The 19,218-nt window shown below is 47.2% G+C and carries 14 protein-coding genes; 5 read left to right on the top strand and 9 right to left on the bottom strand.

The window, feature by feature from the left end:
- Window positions 1–78: 78 nt before the first annotated feature.
- From thrC to thrA, 3 genes are read right to left on the bottom strand one after another with little or no spacing between them, the layout of a single operon-like run.
- Entirely contained in the window at window positions 79–1,383 is a 1,305-nt protein-coding gene (gene thrC, locus ACYVI9_RS06720; protein ID WP_460762374.1) for a threonine synthase, read from the bottom strand.
- A 44-nt stretch (window positions 1,384–1,427) separates the two neighbouring features.
- Window positions 1,428–2,366 carry a homoserine kinase gene (locus ACYVI9_RS06715; protein ID WP_460762371.1) on the bottom strand — a complete coding sequence of 313 codons (939 nt, stop codon included), beginning with the start codon at window positions 2,364–2,366 and terminating at the stop codon, window positions 1,428–1,430.
- Window positions 2,367–2,398: 32 nt separating this feature from the next.
- A complete protein-coding gene (gene thrA / locus ACYVI9_RS06710) occupies window positions 2,399–4,879 on the bottom strand; it encodes a bifunctional aspartate kinase/homoserine dehydrogenase I (protein WP_460762369.1) in 2,481 nt (826 codons plus the stop codon).
- 16 nt (window positions 4,880–4,895) lie between these two features.
- On the opposite strand from thrA, the gene ACYVI9_RS06705 reads away from it, so the two are divergent.
- Complete coding sequence (locus ACYVI9_RS06705; protein ID WP_460762366.1) at window positions 4,896–5,093, top strand: hypothetical protein; 198 nt, start codon at window positions 4,896–4,898, stop codon at window positions 5,091–5,093.
- Window positions 5,094–5,675: 582 nt separating this feature from the next.
- Entirely contained in the window at window positions 5,676–6,164 is a 489-nt protein-coding gene (locus ACYVI9_RS06700; protein WP_460762364.1) for a hypothetical protein, read from the top strand.
- Between the two features lie 611 nt (window positions 6,165–6,775).
- Here ACYVI9_RS06700 and ACYVI9_RS06695 read toward each other — a convergent pair.
- From ACYVI9_RS06695 to rhaT, 4 genes are all read right to left on the bottom strand, one after another.
- Window positions 6,776–8,116, bottom strand: a complete 1,341-nt coding sequence (locus ACYVI9_RS06695; protein ID WP_460762361.1) for an FGGY-family carbohydrate kinase — start codon at window positions 8,114–8,116, stop codon at window positions 6,776–6,778.
- 74 nt (window positions 8,117–8,190) lie between these two features.
- On the bottom strand, window positions 8,191–9,465 hold the full coding sequence (locus tag ACYVI9_RS06690; RefSeq protein WP_460762358.1) for a TIM barrel protein: 1,275 nt from the start codon (window positions 9,463–9,465) through the stop codon (window positions 8,191–8,193).
- Window positions 9,466–9,699: 234 nt separating this feature from the next.
- Window positions 9,700–11,811, bottom strand: a complete 2,112-nt coding sequence (locus ACYVI9_RS06685; RefSeq protein ID WP_460762355.1) for a bifunctional aldolase/short-chain dehydrogenase — start codon at window positions 11,809–11,811, stop codon at window positions 9,700–9,702.
- A gap of 67 nt (window positions 11,812–11,878) precedes the next feature.
- Window positions 11,879–13,003 (bottom strand): L-rhamnose/proton symporter RhaT, encoded by a 1,125-nt coding sequence (gene rhaT, locus ACYVI9_RS06680; protein ID WP_460762353.1) that lies wholly within the window; start codon window positions 13,001–13,003, stop codon window positions 11,879–11,881.
- Between the two features lie 208 nt (window positions 13,004–13,211).
- Here rhaT and ACYVI9_RS06675 point away from each other — a divergent pair, with 208 nt between their 5' ends.
- The gene (locus tag ACYVI9_RS06675; RefSeq protein ID WP_460762350.1) at window positions 13,212–14,132 is read left to right on the top strand and encodes a 1-acyl-sn-glycerol-3-phosphate acyltransferase; all 921 of its coding nucleotides are present in this window, start codon (window positions 13,212–13,214) and stop codon (window positions 14,130–14,132) included.
- A 23-nt stretch (window positions 14,133–14,155) separates the two neighbouring features.
- Here ACYVI9_RS06675 and ACYVI9_RS06670 read toward each other — a convergent pair whose 3' ends face one another.
- On the bottom strand, window positions 14,156–15,319 hold the full coding sequence (locus tag ACYVI9_RS06670) for an RCC1 domain-containing protein (protein WP_460762347.1): 1,164 nt from the start codon (window positions 15,317–15,319) through the stop codon (window positions 14,156–14,158).
- 128 nt (window positions 15,320–15,447) lie between these two features.
- On the opposite strand from ACYVI9_RS06670, the gene ACYVI9_RS06665 reads away from it, so the two are divergent.
- Complete coding sequence (locus ACYVI9_RS06665) at window positions 15,448–16,152, top strand: porin family protein (RefSeq protein ID WP_460762344.1); 705 nt, start codon at window positions 15,448–15,450, stop codon at window positions 16,150–16,152.
- 135 nt (window positions 16,153–16,287) lie between these two features.
- Window positions 16,288–16,665: a DoxX-like family protein gene (locus tag ACYVI9_RS06660; RefSeq protein WP_460762342.1), complete on the top strand. Its 378-nt coding sequence runs from the start codon at window positions 16,288–16,290 to the stop codon at window positions 16,663–16,665.
- Window positions 16,666–16,883: 218 nt separating this feature from the next.
- Here the strand turns inward: ACYVI9_RS06660 and fusA are convergent, their stop codons facing one another.
- The gene (fusA, locus tag ACYVI9_RS06655) at window positions 16,884–19,034 is read right to left on the bottom strand and encodes an elongation factor G (RefSeq protein WP_460762339.1); all 2,151 of its coding nucleotides are present in this window, start codon (window positions 19,032–19,034) and stop codon (window positions 16,884–16,886) included.
- Between the last annotated feature and the right edge of the window lie 184 nt (window positions 19,035–19,218).

Genomic DNA, 19,218 nt, shown 5'->3' with positions numbered 1-19,218 from the left:
AGATGTTTTTTAACCTGTCTTTAAACGAGACTGCACCGCGGTTGACAAAGCAGTCCCGACCCGGGAACCCCTTCGGCCCTAGGACAATAGAAAACGCTTCAGTTCCTCGTAATCGGGCGCCAGTTCCAGCGCCTTTTTTTCCTGAGTCATCATCGCCTGAAGAGCTTCCGGAATAGGAATCTCCCTACCCGTCGCCTGTTCTACAGATTCCGGGAATTTTACAGGATGTGCGGTTTCCAGTATCCAGCCGGCAGCACCGGCAGATGCGTTAGCCGCTTTGAGGTATTGATCCAGTGCATAATAAGCTACGGCACCATGGGGATCGAGCGTATACCCAAACTGTTGGTCGACTGCCTGTATGGTGGCCCTCGTCTGGTCGTCAGTTACAGTATAGGCGGACAAACTTTCTTTCAGCCGGGGAAATTGCTGTTGAAAAAGCTCAATGATCCGGACAAAATTGCTGGGATTGCCTACATCCATGGCATTGGAAATCGTCGAACGCGTCTGCCGTGGTTCGAGGCTCCCCGAACGGAGATATTCTGAAACCACATCATTGATATTGCAAGCTGCAATAAAATGACCCAGGGGCAGACCGGAAAGCTTTGCCAGCAGACCTGCACATATATTTCCAAAATTACCACTGGGTACACAGACCACAGGAGCCTGGCTCTTATTTTCCCATTGCTGATAAGCAAGAAAATAATAGATCTGTTGCGGCAGCCAGCGAGCTATATTAATCGAGTTCGCAGATGTCAGAAAACATTGCTCACGTACCTGCTGGTCAGCAAATGCCTGTTTGACCATGCGCTGGCAATCATCAAAACTTCCATTGATCTCGAGCGCTGTGATGTTCTCACCCAGCGTGGTTAGTTGTTTTTCCTGTACCGGGCTGACCCGGCCCCGGGGGTAAAGTATGACGACATTGACATTTTCAACCCCGTGAAATCCGTTAGCCACCGCACCACCCGTATCTCCCGAAGTGGCAACCAAAACCGTTACAGTACGTCGGTCATCCCGCAGAAAATAACCCAGACAGCGGCTCATAAATCGGGCGCCCACGTCCTTAAACGCCAGGGTCGGACCATGAAAAAGTTCCAGGGCCATCATCTGCGATGTGACGGATACCAGTGGTATGGGGAAATTGATCGTTTCGGCAACAATCTGATGCAGCACTTCATCGGGAAGTGATCCCGCAACATAAGGTCGCATTACCCGAAATCCGAGCTCAGCAGCTGACAGTTGTCCGATATCCCTGATCAATGCAGCATCCACCTGTGGCAGCTGCGCAGGAAAATACAGGCCTTTATCCGGCGCCTGTCCCAGAATGGCAGCTTCTTTAAAACTTACCACGGGTGACTGATGGTTGAGACTATAGTATTGCATATAAATTCCTCCCGGCTGATCCGCATCCGGCGACAGCCGTTCAATTAAGTTAAAGTTGAAAAGTTGGTATCTGTGGGGGCGACGCCCTCTTTACTAATAGTGGTCAGGTAAACATTGTTTTCGATTTTCAGCCGGTCGTAGGTTTCCCGCATAATATCGCCTACAGCCTGTGCCACCGATTGATCTGCGCTCAGCATAAATACCGAAGGTCCGGAACCCGAGATACCGCCTCCCAAAGCGCCTGCTGCAATGCAGCGCCGTTTCAGTTCGTCGAATCCGGGAATCAAGATACTACGGACCGGTTCAATAATAACATCCTCCAGACTACGGCCGATCAGCGCCTTATCATTGTTCATAAAGCCTGCTACCAGACCTGCAATATTCCCCCATTGGCGAATAGCGTCTTTGAGCAATACCTGCTTGCGCAGAATCTGTCGGGCATCCGAAGTGCGGACTTCTATCTGGGGATGTACTACTGAAACGTACAGATCAGGACTGGCCAGGGGAATAATATCCAGTGGATGAATCGATCGGATCAATGTTACACCACCCAGAATACAGGGCGTAATATTATCAGCATGTTTGACACCCGTAGCAAGCTTTTCACCAATCATCGCCAGTTGTACCAATTCTTCCAGCGAAAATATTTCACCCATAAGCAGGTTGGCACCGACGGCGGCTCCGGCGGCACTAGCCGCACTGGATCCCAAACCGCTACCCGGTTTGATCCGTTTTTCTATAATCACTTTGATCCCTCTGTTGCTCTTGGCTTTTTCAAGAGCTGCCAGCAGCACCACCCCTGCCACATTCTGCAAGGGATCCGTTGGCAGGCCATAAGTGTCCCGGCTTTCGATGATGACGCCCGGCTGATCCGTCCACTCAAATTCCATGACGTCATAAGGTTCCTTTAAAGCCAGTCCAAGAATATCAAAACCACAGACCAGGTTGGCGATTGTTCCAGGTGATTTTATTTTGAAGCGCATAGTTGCGATTTTTACTAATAAATACGGAAAGCCTAGAGCGCAGCCCTTACGATATCGGCAAAGACCCCGCTGGCCGTTACATCGGCGCCTGCACCCGCCCCTTTTACCACCAGGGGTTGCTCCGGATACCGGTCGGTATAAAACAGTACGACATTGTCCTTACCATATAAATGATAGAGGTCATTCTCTGGTCGGATATGCTGCAGTCCCACAGAAGCCTTGCCCTCGTCAAAAGTAGCGACAAACTTCAGTTTGGCGCCCGCTTCTGCGGCGGCATCCACAAGGTTCTTGAAATGTGCTTCATGGACGCGCATACAGTTATAGAAATCCTCCACGGAACCCCGATGACATTCCTCCGGTAAAAAAGCCGCATTATCGATGTCTTCCATTTCCAGCGGGTAGCCCGCTTCCCGGGCCAGGATCAGAATCTTACGCATCACATCCACCCCACTGAGATCCAGGCGGGGATCTGGTTCGGTATAACCTTCTTCCTGCGCCTGGCGGACGACTTCAGTAAAAGGCCGGCTGCCATCGTAATGATTGAATACAAAGTTCAGCGTACCACTTAATACGGCTTCGATCTTGTGTACCCTGTCACCACTGCGTACCAGATCATTCAGCGTCGTGATAACCGGTAGTCCCGCACCTACATTGGTTTCAAACAGAAACTGACAGTTATAGGTGCTTGCGAGATCCTTGAGCCTCCGGTAATGCGGATATTCGGCAGATGCGGCAATCTTATTACAGGCAACCACAGAGATGCTTTTCTGTAATAACTGTTCATATACGCCGGCCACCTTTTCATTGGCAGTAATGTCTACAAAAACAGCATTCCGTAGATTTTTTTCCAGTGCTGTATGTACAAAGGTATCCAGCGAAGCGGGACCCCCTTGCTGTAACAGGGTATCCCAGTGATTCAGATCAATCCCTTTCTCTTCAAAAATCATTTTCCGGCTGCTGCTCAACCCTACTACCTGAAATTTCATTTTCAGCTGTTGTTGCAGGGACTGGAACTGAAGGTTCAGTTGCTGCAGTAATTTCGCACCAACATTCCCAACACCGACAATAAACAGGTTCACCTGTTTATAAGTGGATTCAAAAAAATCCTCATGTAGTACGTTCACTGCTTTCTGCACATCGGTCATCGCAATTACCGCACTGATGTTCTTCTCCGATGACCCCTGGGCAATCGCCCTTACATTGATTCCATTGCGCCCCAGTGCACTGAACATACGACCACTGACACCCGGGTGGCTTTTCATTTGCTCACCCACCAGCGCGACAATGGCCAGATCGGATTCGACTTTTAATGGTTCTACTTTTCGGGTAATCAGTTCAGCGGCAAAAGCCTGATCAACCACGCGGCGTGCATCTTCTGCCCGCGCCGCCTCTACCGCCACACAGATAGAATGCTCGGAGGAACTTTGTGTAATCAGGATGACGTTTATTTTTGCGATGCTTAGTGCCTCAAACAGCCGCTTCGAAAACCCGGGTATACCCACCATGCCGCTTCCTTCCAGACTCAATAGTGCCAGCTGACTGACACTGGAAATTCCCTTTATCAGGTTATCGCTATTGGTAGGGGCTGCCTGTCCGTTATTGACGATCAGAGTGCCCGGATCGCCTGGTGCAAAGCTATTTCTGATCCGCACCGGTATATTCAGATTCATCACCGGTTGGATGGTTGGTGGATAAATAACCTTGGCACCAAAATGGGAGAGTTCCATGGCCTCTCCATAAGAAATCTTTTCAATCACTTTCGCATTCCCGGTCTGGCGGGGATCAGCCGTCATCATACCACTAACATCCGTCCAGATTTCCAATACTTCCACCTGCAAAGCGGCTGCCATGATTGCCGCCGTATAATCTGATCCGCCGCGTCCGATGGTCGTAGTAACGCCTTCTTCATTGGCCGCAATAAAACCAGGTAATACATAGAGCCGGTGTTGTTGCTTCTGTACCGCTTTCTCTGCAGGCGGCTGACTGAAATAATCAATAACGCAGTGATTGGTTGTCTCAAACATTACCTGTGCCCTGGTGTAATCACTGTCGGTGCGTATAAGTTCCCGGGCATCTTTCCACTGGGCGGGGATTCCCTTGTAATGCAAACCCGCGGCGATGATCTGTGAACTTAGCCATTCACCGTAGCTGGCCAACCGATCTTTGGTACGAGGGGTAATTTCATTTAAAAGAAAAATGCCATTGCAAATGTCTTCGATTTCATTGATGGCCGATTTTACCAGACTTAATAAATGGCTCTGGTGGGCAACCGGAATCAAATTCTTGACTGTTTCAAAATGCCGCTTTTCGACATCAGCGACCAGTTCCTTGTACACCTCGTCGCCGTTGGCAGCCAGGGAGGCCGCTTGTAGGAGCAAATCGGTCACGCCCCCTAACGCTGATACCACTACAATCGTACTGTCCTTATCGATAGCGTTTTTTACTATATCGATTACCTGTTGAATCCGGTCTGCGTTGGCGACAGAAGAACCGCCAAACTTTAAAACCTGCATGGTTTAAATTATTAAGATGAAAGAAGAGAATTTCAGAAAAAACGACCCTAAGGTCCAGTGGGGATATGACAATTTACAACCCGCAAGGGGTTGTAATAGTGGTAGTGGTAGTGGAGGGCACTACTGTGTAATTAATGGTAATATGAACAATGATTTTCGCCATTCAGGTGCACAAGATAAGATAGCATTCAAAAACGAGCAAATATTTTTTTAATACACCCTGCCGCAAACCTAAAAAATCTCAGATTTTGGGGTGTAAACCACAAAAAATTTCGCCTTGTGAAAGAAAATATTGATGAACCCTTTCAGGACTTGCTCCACCTATTGAACTAAGTAATCATCTGACCAGAAAGTATATCCATTCCAAAATTTCTTTGACAAGCTTTTGTGTTTTGCCAAACTCAAAACGGCTTCGAAACACGAAGTATGTGACGAATAAAAATTGTACATGGTCATTTTTACAGCATCCATTACTTCAAGTTCAAACGCTGATATTCTAGCAATAGAAATAAATACTTGCTTAAATTCACCACTCAAAATACTGATACAAGATCGCGATATCAATCTATCTTAGTAGCTCCTTTATCAGAATGATTTACTAATTCACTTTTAAAAGGTTTACAATAAATTTATATATATAGCGTAAAATTATCTAATTCTAATCCAATTGTAGAAATTAAAAAAAATATTAAAAATTAATTTCTTCGTAAAAAATTGTTAGTTTTTCTTCCTAAAAGGAATACAACTACCAATCTACAAAAGGGTGCAAAATGTCCATAAAATTAAATGATGCATAATGAAAACAATCATCCTTATTTATCTCTTAGTATTCGCTCAATTGTCTCATGCGCAGAAAGCGGAAGCCGATATTGAGTTGGAGAAAATAGACTGGTCTTTAGGTAAGGTTATTTCCAAATATGAACCTAAGTTTTCGACTATCGGGAATATATATTTGATCGTTTGTGTACTTAAAAACAATAGACTGGCAGACGGTGTTTTACTATCGAAGAATGGAAACACTTTTGATACAACTGACCTTAAAAAGGAGGATAAGCAAACACTTGAAATTGACCTTGTGAAATTCGCTAAGCAGCCAGATTGTACCATCATTGCTCCTTTTGTTTTTGTTGAAGATCCCAAGAAAACTCCTAATGGGCAAATTCTCTACAGAAGCTTTATTATAGATGATTTAGGCAAAGCATTGTATAAGATTACTCGCAATGCGGATAAGAGCATTGTCCTTCCAATGAGTAAAGGAGAAAAGAATAATATCAGGACGAATTAAAATTATTTTCCGGAAGAACCATTAGCTTTCGTTTACATCGACTGTTACATATCTGCTGTCTGGAAAGGGTCATCAAGTGCGCTCCATCTAGCTGCTGGTGGATTTACCTAGCACGACCTACTTTTTCTTTTATTAGTTGTGATGTAAAAAATAATTTGCCAATCAAAAAATATATTCGCAAGAAATTCTTAGAGCAACTAATGGCAGGTTTATAGATAGTATCGCTCAATTGAATGTCGATAGGGCTAAAATAATAAGGGGAATTGATAATATATTTTTAATTGGAGATCTACTACTTTTTAAACTGAATTTAAAAAAGTTATCTTGGATATCAAAGTACCGAAGGTAAATATCAGAATAATTTCATTTACAATCTTAGTACCAAAAGGCTAGTTTCATTGGAACGTATTAGTCCGGACATCACAAGTCATCACCTCCCAATAGCGGGGTATCCTTGGTTTTCGTTTTCAAGCCTGAAGTATGGAAAAGGTTTTTTCCTTTCTGGTATTTCATCTCTTCAGTTGTTTAATGCCTATAAGGAGCATAAAAAAATTCAATATCCCGCTGTCTTACCTGAAAATTAAAAAAATCATTCCCGTCTCAAATAATTACTAATCATCCTTTTTCGGCAAATCTGCATAAAAACGTCTGCTGCGGACAATATTATCGGGTAGCTCGAGATGATTCCAATACTGATGAATGGCCAGGGCGGCCCCAATAGCTGTAGCCTGGGAGACAGAAGCAGCATAGACTTCCACCTGCGGGTAAGCATCAGCCAGCAGTTGCATATAGGTTTCGTTTTTCGCAAAACCACCATCGACGAATATTTTACCTACCTGCGCATTCAGGACCAGATCCGTGGAACCCTGCTGGGCCCGTACCAGATGCCGGATAAAATTCAGATAAGCTGCCTCATAACTGTCGTAAGCCGACGGATCAAAATCATTCAGATCCGCTAGTTCCGGTTCCGGTCTCAACAGACTTTTATCATAAGCCACCTTATCAAAATAATTCGCAACCACCTTAAAATGTCGGGCCAGCTTTTTGGTTACCTGTTCATGAGCGTAGCCCGCAAATAGCCTGGAAGATTTAACCGTGCGCCCCTCGTAAGTCAGGTAACAAAGACAATCCTGGTCCAGCTCTTCTCGTGTAAGCGGTGTTTCATTAAATGCGTTCATACTGATACACCAGGTACCGGTTGAAATCAGCAGAAAAGGGGTATCGATGTTTTGGATATAGGGAATAAACGCAGCCGAGCTGTCATGCAGTCCAACACCGCATTGGAGTTTCCTTCCGTCAAAATCGACTTCAAATGCTTTCGACGAAGAAAAAATAGGTGCGAGTTTCTGATCGATATCTTCCGCCAATACCCACCGATGATAGACCTGGCTGTTAAAATCCCACAAGGCAGTATGACATCCTATACTGGTAATATCTGAATAACGTTGACCGCTTACCAGGAAACTCAGGTACTGCGGGAAATGCAGTGAACTTCTGGTATGACTGTATATCTGTGGCCGCTTATACTTGAGCGCATAAAGTTGCAAACCTGAATTCAGGTTGCCGAGTGCCGGTGATGCGGTCTCCAGCGCAATAGTTTCCTTAGTACCATAGTTTGCATAGAAGCGGCTTTCCAGCGCTGCATCATAAGGTTTCAGATAATTATACAGGGGCGCCGCCAGATGATCATCGGCATCCAGATGTACAAAGCTGGCACCATAAGCGGAGAAATTCACCGCACGGACATCATAAGTCTCGTGGTGAAGATAATATTTCAAGGTAGCTACCAGCCAGCGCGAAAGCGCCTGTACATCATCACAGGCAAAACCATCCTCGTCACTGATCTCCGGAAAATTCATAGACTGTTCTTCGACAATCTTATAATCTTCATTAAACAGGAAGAACTTTTTATTGGTTTTACCAATGTCGAATATTGCGATAACTGGAATCAAAACTGCATTTTATCCCGTCCGCCGGACGGGTTTTTACGAAAGTCTGAATTAAACAAACTGATAATAATTTCTCACTAAAGACCGGTAGCTACCGTCACGGCACCTCTGTCGGATATCAATTGTTTGCGGACACCGGCATCCCGGTACAGTTGCAATGGTTGCAATGCCGCTCCGGCACGTAGTCTTGCTTCTGCCAGTACGGGTCTCAGGTCCGTCCGGTAAGCATCCTGCAGGAGTTCCTGAGCCGTCACCACATCATTCTGCTGACGTGCAGCTTCCAGGGCGGTGCTGTTCACCAGCAATGCCTGCGCATAGGCGAGCTGGATGGCTTCCACACTTTGCAACAGGTCTTCCAGCGGGTCCTTTACGTTATGACTGGCGTCGATCATCCAGGCCAGGTCCCTGGCATGGTTCATATCCCGGGCATTCATGCCGTCCACCAATTCTCTGAAAATTAAAAACAACTGGTAAGGTTTGATGCTGCCGACCGTTAAATCATCGTCACCATATTTGCTGTCATTGAAATGAAAACCACCCAGCTTCTTTTCATTTAACAACAGTGCGACGATCTGCTCAATATTGGCATTAGGCAGGTGATGCCCCAGATCTACCAGCGTGTAAGCCTTTTCACCCAGTTTGCTGGTATAAAGCAGGGACTGGCCCCAGTCTCCAACAGTCGTAGAATAGAAATTAGGTTCAAAAGCTTTGTACTCCACAAATACTTTCCAGTCATCAGGCAATGCCGCGTAGACTTCGGTCAGGCTCTCCAACGTATTGTCAAATGCCTTTCTAAAATTCAGCTGACCGGGAAAACAAGAGCCGTCTGCCAGCCATACGGTCAGAGATTTGGAACCCAGTTCCTCACCGTAACGGATGACTTCAATATTATGGTCAATGGCCTGCCGCCGTACTGCTTTGTCGACATGCTGCATGGAGCCATATTTATAACTCAACGGTTGATTGGGCTGGTCCTGAAATGTATTTGAGTTCATTGCATCGAAACTGAGCCCAAAGTCAGAAGCCAGGGCCTTGATGGCTTTGGCATCGCTGGGAATATCCCAGGGAATATGTAGTGAAACGGCACCGCTGCTGCGATTCAGCGCATGCAGCAATCCAATATCCTCCAGCTTTTCCTCCAGGGTGGAAGGTTCTCCCCCCCCACTGAAACGACCAAACCGCGTCCCGCCGTTGCCCAGGGCCCAGGAAGGTATCGCCACCTGAAATTCAATCAACTTTTGAATAATATCCTCAGCAGTATCAATAAGCTCCGAAGTATAGGCAAGCTTCTTCTTATGATCAGTCAGCAAACGATCATTATGTGCTGCAATTTGTGATTTATCAATTATCATGGTTCATTTATTTTATCATTAATTGGGCGCTGTAGTAAACTTTCTACCTGCCACCAGGTCTTCAAAACTAAGCTTCTTTCTGACGATTTATTGTTCGGAAAGAATAAAAAAACGGGTCAGCCGATTGGAAAACCGCCAACCCTTGTTGCTTTGCTATATGAAGACTCTTTATGTAACTGTTACATTTTTATGCTGAACACCGCTCCCGCTCACCTCAGCACCGTTTTCGATTACTTACCTTACAAAAGCCGTTGCCACACCACCATCCACATTCAGTATATTGCCGGTGGACTTGTTCAACAGTCCGCTGACAAACACAAAACAGGCGTTGGCAATATCATCCGGCAGGATGATGGCATTCATCAGCGTGCGTTTGGCATAATAGGCCGGCAGCTCTTCCACCGTAATACCATATGCCTTGGCACGGCCTTCTGCCCAGCCACCGGCCCAGATATTCGAATCTGAAATTACCGCATCGGGGTTCACCGCATTGACCCGGATCTTGTCGGCACCCAGTTCCGCAGCCAGCAGCCGCGATAAATGCGCCTGGGCCGCCTTGGCAGAGCCATAGCCCGCATTGTTCGGACCGGCCACTATTGAGTTCTTGGATACAATATTGATGATATCGCCGCCAAAGCCCTGTTTGCGCATTACGGCCACACCAGCCTTGGATACCATAAACTGGCCTTTCACCAGTATATCATAGAGCCGGTCCCATTCCTCGATGGAGTGCTCGGCAATACTTTTGGAGATACTGATGCCCGCATTGTTAATCACAATATCCACCCCGCCGAAGGCCAGGGCCGTCTGGTCCAGGGCCGCCGTGATGGAAGCGGCATCGGTCACATTCAGACGGACGGCCGCAACCGCATCCTTCCCAAATTCCTGCTGGAACTCGGCAGTGGTAGCATCGATCCTTTCCTGGTTGATATCATTGATGATCACACAGGCGCCCTCACGCGCAAAACGCTTCGCTATGGCCTTGCCGATACCACCACCGGATCCTGTAATCAGCGCCACCCGCCCGCTCAGCGCCTTGGGCGGCGGCATCCGCTGCAGTTTGGCTTCTTCCAGCAGCCAGTACTCTATATTAAATGCTTCCTGACGGGGTAAGGCCGTATATTCGGATATGGCTTCCGCTCCCCGCATGACATTGATCGCATTGGTATAAAACTCGGCTGCTACCCGCGCCGTCTGTTTGTCTTTGGAAAACGAGAACATCCCTACCCCGGGATACAGAATGATTACCGGGTTCGGATCCCGCATGGCGGGACTGTTCGCATGCCGGCAGCCCTCGTAATACTGCTCATACATCTGGCGGTAGTCCTCAAAAAGCGGCGCCAGTTTCTCTTTGATGGCAGCTACATCACTCAGGTCTTCATCCGGTGACAGGGTCAGCACCAACGGGCTGATCTTGGTGCGCAGAAAATGATCCGGGCAGGAAGTACCCAGCGGGGCCAGCCGCTCCAGATCCCGGGAGTTGATAAACTCAAGCACCCGATCATCATCGGTAAAATGACCGATCATCTGCCGCTGGGAGGAACTCAGCCCTCTCAGTACCGGTGCCAGGGCAGCTGCCTGCGCCTGACGCTTTTCTGCCGGCAGGGCCTTCACCTGCTCCCCACCGAATACCGGCCCTTTTTTCCCGGTCTGCGTTACTATATATTCAGCACATTTTTCAATGACTTCCAGGGTATTGATATAGCTCTCATAAGCTGTATCTCCCCAGGTAAACAGCCCGTGGGAGCCCAGCATAATGCCCCGGATGCCGGGATTGTCTTCCAGGCATTTTTTGAGCATCAGTCCCAGTTCGAAACCGGGCTTCTGCCAGGGCACCCAGCCTATCGTACCCCCAAACAACTCCTCGGTGATCTGCTTACTGTCCTTGGCCGCCGCGATGGCAATGGCTGCATCCGGATGCAGGTGATCGATATGCCTGAAGGGCAGAAAACCATGAAGCGGCGTATCGATAGACGGCGCTTTGGACTTCAGATCGTAAATACAGTGGTTGAACAGTTCGACCATCTCGTCTTCATGCTCCAGTCCGCGGTATACAGATTGTAGACTCCGCAAACGGTCTACATACAGCGCCGCCAGACCACTGCGCTTCAGGGTACCCAGATCTCCTCCGCTGCCCTTCACCCACATCACCTCTTTCTCCGCACCACTCAACGGATCTTTGGCCGTTACCTTACAGGATGTATTGCCGCCCCCATAATTGGTCAGCCGCAGATCCGCACCCAGCAGGTTCGAACGGTAGATCAGCAGACCCACTTCATCGCCGGCCAGCTCCGCCGCTTTGGACTCATCCCATAAATAACTTACATGTTTAAAATTCTTAGTCATTGTATCTTTTATTTTCAATTCAGCTGCCCATTGGGCATATTTAGTTGCTCTTGCCAGATCCGAACTTTTATCGCATTGAATTACCCCAGCCAACCAGCAATACTGAGATCAGGATCACGATAATTCCTGCAATAACCGTCATCAGTGTTTTACGACTCACGCCTTTCCATTCCTTTAATATCAGTCCCCACATATTAGCCACCAGAATGATAAAAGCCATATGCAGGATCCAGGAACTGGGACCATTGCCCATTTTACTTTCTCCCATCCCATAGAAGAAGAACTGCAGGAACCAGGTAGTTCCTGCCAGTGCACAGAAAATAATATTGGAAACTGCGGGCACTTTACGGTTGGTATAATCCGAAAATGTTTTATTACGGGCATTCAAAATCAAACACCAGATAAGGTTGGTGGTCAATCCGCCCCAAAGAATCACTATATAGGATACATTGTTCTGATACAGAAATTCACCCTGCCCCGGATGGGCTGCTTTCCAGAGTTCGTTGGCCACATCAGCCATCGGTTTTGCCGCTTCAATCCCGAAATTAAAACAGGCACTCAGTACCCCGGAAATGACAGCGACCAGAATCCCCAGTCCGAACTTATATTCATCTTTACCGGAAAGATGGGCTTCCGTATCTGCAGATTCCAGCGCATGCGGATCGGTGGTTTTTGCGCCCGTACCTGCCAGTTCTTTTTCCTTTCGCATACCCGCCCTGCCGCATATAATAATACCAATGATACATACCAGAAGACCTGCCAGGACTGTCAGTCCCCAGGATGTTCCGGTGAGTAAACCGATGGTGTCCTTACCCACAGCTGGCGTAAACTGATAATAGATGGCAGGGATAAGCGCACCAAATACCATACAGAGGCCCAGGATGACACTGCTTCCGAGCGAAACCCCCAGATAACGAACGCCCAGGCCGTAGGTCAGCCCCCCAATACCCCAGAGGAGTCCAAATAAAAAGGCATAGCCCAGGACCGAACCGCTGGATTGACTGATAATCTCGGTGAAATTAGGAATGGTCAGCCAGGCGGCTATCGGCGGGACGATCAGCCAGGAAAACAGGCCGCCTACGAGCCAGTAGGATTCCCAGGCCCAGCCCTTTACTTTCTTATAGGGTATATAGAAACTGCCGGATGCAAATCCGCCAATAAAGTGAAAAACAACGCCGAGTATAGCATTCATGGACTTATCAATTTCAATACAGTAAGCAATAATTATCCGTCCGAAAATAATTACTGGTGAAAGGCTAACCGTCATGTACTGTCATGATATTTGGGCTTTTTAACAAAAAAATCAATTAATTTAGTAAAATTTTCGGGGTGGCAGCCGGTGAACTAAAACAGAAAAGTACCCATTGCTTTATCAGTTACTAAAAATATATGTCCGGTGCATGATACCCCTGCTCTGTCATAGTCTGATAGTAAACCGGAGGAATTTATTGCAGTCTGCGGGTCCACTGCTGATCGCCAGCAATCACCCGAATTCCTTTCTCGATGCGATCCTTTATGATATACTTTTTCGGGTCCCAGTGACTTCCCTGGCCCGTGGTGATGCATTTAAAAACGAGAAAATCTTCAAGCTGCTGCGACGGCTCAAAATGTTACCTGTTTACCGGATCCGGGAAGGAGCAGCCAATCTGAACATCAACTATGACAGTTTTGACGCCTGCCTGGAACTGTTTCGCCAGAAGGAGGCAGTGCTGATCTTTAGTGAAGGCCTCTGTGTGAATGAATGGAAACTGAGGCCTCTTAAGAAAGGTACGGCCCGACTGGCATTTCAGGCCTGGGATAAAGGCCTGCCGCTCCATATTTTACCTGCAGCTTTAAACTACAGTGCATTCCGAAAACATGGGGTAAGGGTCCTGATCAATCTGGGCGACTTTTTGGTCCGTAATGATTTTCCTGACTTGCAAACGGATGGGCAGCGATACAAGGAGTTTAACTTCCAACTGGAAGCCCAACTCAGCAGACTGGTACTGAAACCCCATCCCGACAACCCCCGGGAATTCAGGGAACTATTTGGCTGCACCCCTTTTTGGCAAAAATGTCTATTGGCCCTGCCGGCAGCAGCAGGCGCCATACTGCACCTTCCCCTATACGGAATGACCGAACTCGTGACGCGCACCTGGTTTCGTAAAACAGATCATGTGGATTCGGTCCGTTTCGGCATTCTGTTATTGACCTATCCCTTATATGTATTACTGATAGTCGGGCTGGCCTGTCAGGCAGAACTACAGTGCTGGTGGCTCCTGATTTTGCTGATGCCGTTCACCGCCTGGGCTTATACCCGCTTTGAAATCAGAAAAGGCTAACTGGACAGATTTCGGCAGCCAGATTAATTCATTTGAGTTACCGATCCGGAAACCAGAGGTTTTACACTCATTTCAGATGAAGAGCCTGTTCCGAATTCACCATGGGTATTGTGACCACAGACCAATACGGTTCCGTCGGATTTCAGGAACAGGGAATGGCTGGAACCGGCGGCGATATCGATGATACCCGACATGACTTTTACCGGACTGAATACATTCTCTTCCGTGGTTGCTACACCCAGGCAACCCACTGCATTGGATCCCATTGCCCATACAGAACCATCTTTCTTCAACACCAGCGAAAAAGCCGATCCTGCAGCCACGGCAATGGCATCTTCCATAATTTTCTCAGGTTTGTTAATGTAGGTTTTCTCCGTCGTGATGCCCAGTTGACCCGTCTTATTATATCCCGTTCCCCAAACGGTCCCATCCTTCTTTAATATGAGTACATGGGCATAGTAGGCAGACACTGCCTTTACATTACTCAGTATTTTTACCGGCTTTTTTACGGCATCTGTTGTGCCATTACCCACCTGCCCGGCATTATTCCTGCCCCAGGCCCATAAACTGCCATCACTTTTAATACAATAGCTGGTATGATGCGCTGCTTCTGCTTTTATGACATCGGTGGCAACCAATACCGGCTCCAGCGTATTTTTACCGCTACCATCCCCCAATTGACCATACTGGTTATTACCCAACGACAGGAGACTGCCATCCTGTTTCAGTATCAGCGAATGGTAATAGCCCACATCCATATCTTTTACTCCATTCATGATTAGTACCGGTAATGATTTGTCAGTTGCAGAATCACTTCCCAGCTGCCCCTTCTTGGCATATCCAACGCCCCATAAGGCGCCATCGGTCTTCAAGAACAGATTCGTATAAACACCGCCTTTCATCCGCGCGACATCACCGGTAACACGGACATATTTATTGGACGACTTTAACATGTCATTCCCCAGTTGACCACGTGTTCCGAGACCTGCGGCCCATACAGATCCATCCGGTTTCAGGATCATAGATACATGACCGCCGGCCGCAACCGGATGCCAGTCGTAGTCCAGGATGGTCTGCTGTTCCGGCAGACTTTCCGATTTATGACAGGCGGCCAGCAGCCAAACGTTCAGTAGCAAAGTAGAGAGTAGGAAAAACCGGTTTCCGGATAAAAAGCTTTTACAATTCATCGTTAATTAGTTTCATAGATCGGGTGAATTATCGCAGCAAATGTAACTATTTAAAAACGAACTCATTATTTAGGGCACAAATCCCTAATTTTACGACATCCGTTTTGTTGAACCTATCCCGTTTACACATGCCTATTGAAACGAACGTACAATACATATCTCCTTCATTGATTCGCAGGTACTGCCCGGTTGGCCTCATTTTAATGGTAATGCTATTGGGGGTCTTTCAGGTAAGGGCACAGAAGGAAATACTTTTTGCCGTTAAAGGTGGCATCAGTTTCAATACCCTGGAGCTGAAAGAAGCCCCACAACCCGAGCTACAGGACTGGCGGCTAAGCTTCCATGCGGGTCTCGTTGCTGACATTGCATTGAACCGCCTGCTGACTTTACGAACAGGCCTGGATTTGCAGACCCAGGGCGGCAACTATGAAACCGTACTGGAAAAAAATGGCAAGTTAAACGCCATGTACCTGGAGCTCCCGGTGAATCTATTACTAAAGAAAGACCTTGGCGCCGTTGCGCTGTATCTCGGCCTGGGACCCTATATTGATTTTGGCATCGGAGGAAAAAATAAATTCTCCGTATTAACGGCAGCGGGAGACGAGGTCGCTGAAAGAATTCACTGGACGGATCAACCGCCTGTCCTCGCTCAACCGGGGAATGCCGGGTATTTGCAACGTTTCCAATATGGAGCCAACGCAGTAGCCGGGCTGGTTCTTTCTGACCAGATCGGACTCAATCTCCAATACAGCCATGGGCTGAATAATGCACGGCCTGGAGCAGGTGATCATAAATTCAGGTCGCTGGATGCCGGAATTATCGTCTTCCTCTGAGTTTTCAATGGTTATATTCCTGTCTTTCAATCTGTAAAAGGTCTTGCCAGCTGTTACCGAATAAATTAACCCGCCCCCCTGTCAGGTTTTTTTTAACTTTATAGGGCAGTTATTGCCATACTTAAAACCAAAAAGGTGCAATTAAGACTGTTCATAAAATATTTCATAGCGGTTGTATGGATTATAAACGGATTGCTTTGTAAGATACTGAACCTGGTTCCCCGGCATGAAGCAATTGTCGCCCGGGTATTCGGCAACACACATGCACACCTGTATACCATTATCATCGGCGTGGGAGAAATCTGTCTGGCCATCTGGACACTGGGAGGTCAATGGCCCCGGCTCAATGCACTGGCCCAGGTCCTGGTCATTGCTGTGTTTAATATCCTTGGATATCTGATGGCTCCGGACCTGCTGTTATTCGGTTCCTTTTCTTATATCGTAGCCTTTCTTTTCATGTTACTGGTTTGTTATAATGGATTTCTGGCCAACAAGGAGCCCATTATTACCTGATGCTGTTATAGGTAGTATCGCCGTTTTTTCATCGCCCGGCGATTTATTCCCATCCCTCCTGATGACAAACAACCGGAAGCCTTCAATGGGTGCGCATAAGACCTGCGTAGTCAAATGCCTTGCCTCAGTAATTGGGCAAGCCTGAAATCAGATCAAAGGATACAGCCCCAAAAAAAATCCCCGCCGAAGCGGGGATGGTATTTTAAATGTGAGGCTGATTAAGCTGTCACTTTACCTTTAGATTTAGAGATTACTTCCTCCGCGATATTGTTGGGAGCGGGGGAATAATGCGAAAACTCCATGGTAGAAGAAGCCCGGCCTGAAGTCAGGGAACGTAATTGGGTCACATAACCAAACATTTCACTCAAAGGCACTTTGGACTTGATTACCTGAACACCTGCACGGGTATCCATACCTTCCATCATACCCCGACGACGGTTCAAATCACCTGTTACATCACCCATGTATTGTTCGGGCGTCAGTACTTCCACTTTCATGATAGGTTCCAGGAGGATGGGTTTTGCTTTCTTCGCAGCCTCACGGAAACCCTGCTTGGCACAAAGTTCGAAAGACATGGAATCGGAATCCACAGCGTGGAAGCTACCGTCGAAAATACGAATCTTCATATTATCTACCGGATAGCTGGCCAGCACACCACTGGTCATTGAAGTTTCAAAACCTTTCTGGATAGCCGGAACAAATTCACGGGGAATAGAACCTCCGAAAATATCATTAACAAACTGGTAATGCTTATCGGGATTTTCTTTTTGCCATTCTTCATCCACCGGACCCAGGCTAAACTGGATATCAGCGAACTTACCACGACCACCGGTTTGCTTTTTAAGGATTTCCCGATGTTCAATGGTAGACTGAAATGCTTCTTTATAAGCTACCTGAGGCGCTCCCTGATTCACTTCTACCTTAAATTCACGACGCATACGGTCGATGATAATTTCCAGGTGCAATTCACCCATACCACTCAGGATGGTCTGACCGGTATCGTCATCGGTCTTAACGCGCAGGGTAGGATCTTCTTCCACCAATTTGGAAATAGCCATGCCCATTTTATCTACATCGGCCTGGGTCTTGGGCTCTACCGCCACAGAGATCACAGGCTCAGGGATGAACATGTTTTCCAATGTGATAGGATGGTTCTCATCACAAAGGGTATCCCCGGTTTTTATTTCTTTAAATCCAACTGCAGCTCCGATATCCCCTGCCTCGATGAAATCAACCGGATTCTGCTTGTTGGCAAACATTTTCATGATACGGCTGATCCGTTCTTTCTTACCGCTCCTTACGTTTAAAACATAAGAACCCGCATCCAGATGCCCGGAATAAGCCCGGAAGAAAGCCAGACGACCAACGAAAGGATCGGTCATGATCTTGAAGGCCAGCGCTGCAAACGGTTCTTTGGGGTCAGGTTTACGCACCAGTTTCTTCTCGGGATCGTTCGGATCAGAACCTTCAATCGCATCGATATCCACCGGCGAAGGCAGGTAACGACAAACCGCATCCAGGGCAGTTTGTACACCTTTGTTTTTAAAGGAAGAACCACACATCATCGGCACAATGCTCAGGTCAATCGCTGCTTTACGGATTGCATCATGAATTTCATCTTCAGTAATTGTACCGGGATCGTCGAAGAACTTCTCCATCAGCGCATCATCATATTCAGCAACTGCTTCTACCAGTTGCGCTCTCCATTCTTCAGCTTCGGCTTTCATATCTTCGGGGATATCAATTTCCTCATAGGTCATACCTTCAGTTTCCACATCCCAAATGATCCCTTTCATTTTGATCAGATCCACTACCCCTTTGAAATTATCTTCAGCACCGATCGGCAACTGCAGGGGCACCGCTTTGGAACCCAACATTTCCCGAACCTGTTTTACCACATTCAGGAAATCAGCACCCTGACGGTCCATTTTGTTCACAAAACCAATACGGGGAACCTTGTAACGGTTGGCCTGACGCCAGACAGTTTCAGATTGGGGTTCCACACCGTCCACAGCAGAGAACAGGGCAATCAGACCATCCAGTACCCGCATGGAACGTTCCACTTCAACAGTAAAATCCACGTGACCCGGAGTGTCAATGATATTAAAAGAATACTCTTTAGTCGTGCCTTGAATGGGTTTGCCCTTATCTGTAGGGAAATTCCATTTACAACTAACAGCCGCGGAAGTAATGGTAATACCGCGCTCTTTTTCCTGCTCCATCCAGTCGGTGGTTGCAGCGCCGTCGTGTACTTCACCAATACGGTGAATCATCCCCGTATAGCGAAGGATACGCTCGGTAGTGGTGGTCTTACCGGCGTCGATATGCGCGGCAATACCAAAGTTTCTCTGAAATTTTAAATCTGCCATGATTTTGTGTAATTATTATTTTTTTGTTAACCAGCCCGTCATCCCAATGCCTGCCACTTTGTAAAGCAATATAGGGGCATCTTCCTGCCAGCCCGGTCCCCAAAATTGAGCCAAATACCCAAATTTTAGGGCGCAAAGGTAGGATAAATCCGGTATAAATCCGGATTTTTTTGAGAATTATACC

It is taken from the genome of Niabella terrae (assembly GCF_054783135.1).
The sequence above is the reverse complement of the archived record's forward strand: the minus strand, read 5'-3'. Positions and strand labels throughout refer to the sequence as shown.

Excerpts from the sequence above, each read along its gene's own strand:
- ACYVI9_RS06700 (WP_460762364.1), top strand. The coding sequence starts at position 5,676 with ATGAAAACAATCATCCTTATTTATCTCTTAGTATTCGCTCAATTGTCT.
- thrA (WP_460762369.1), bottom strand. The coding sequence starts at position 4,879 with ATGCAGGTTTTAAAGTTTGGCGGTTCTTCTGTCGCCAACGCAGACCGG.
- ACYVI9_RS06685 (WP_460762355.1), bottom strand. The coding sequence starts at position 11,811 with ATGACTAAGAATTTTAAACATGTAAGTTATTTATGGGATGAGTCCAAA.
- thrC (WP_460762374.1), bottom strand. The coding sequence starts at position 1,383 with ATGCAATACTATAGTCTCAACCATCAGTCACCCGTGGTAAGTTTTAAA.
- ACYVI9_RS06690 (WP_460762358.1), bottom strand. The coding sequence starts at position 9,465 with ATGATAATTGATAAATCACAAATTGCAGCACATAATGATCGTTTGCTG.
- ACYVI9_RS06715 (WP_460762371.1), bottom strand. The coding sequence starts at position 2,366 with ATGCGCTTCAAAATAAAATCACCTGGAACAATCGCCAACCTGGTCTGT.
- ACYVI9_RS06705 (WP_460762366.1), top strand. The coding sequence starts at position 4,896 with ATGAAAGAAGAGAATTTCAGAAAAAACGACCCTAAGGTCCAGTGGGGA.
- fusA (WP_460762339.1), bottom strand. The coding sequence starts at position 19,034 with ATGGCAGATTTAAAATTTCAGAGAAACTTTGGTATTGCCGCGCATATC.
- ACYVI9_RS06665 (WP_460762344.1), top strand. The coding sequence starts at position 15,448 with ATGCCTATTGAAACGAACGTACAATACATATCTCCTTCATTGATTCGC.
- ACYVI9_RS06670 (WP_460762347.1), bottom strand. The coding sequence starts at position 15,319 with ATGAATTGTAAAAGCTTTTTATCCGGAAACCGGTTTTTCCTACTCTCT.
- ACYVI9_RS06675 (WP_460762350.1), top strand. The coding sequence starts at position 13,212 with ATGATACCCCTGCTCTGTCATAGTCTGATAGTAAACCGGAGGAATTTA.
- rhaT (WP_460762353.1), bottom strand. The coding sequence starts at position 13,003 with ATGAATGCTATACTCGGCGTTGTTTTTCACTTTATTGGCGGATTTGCA.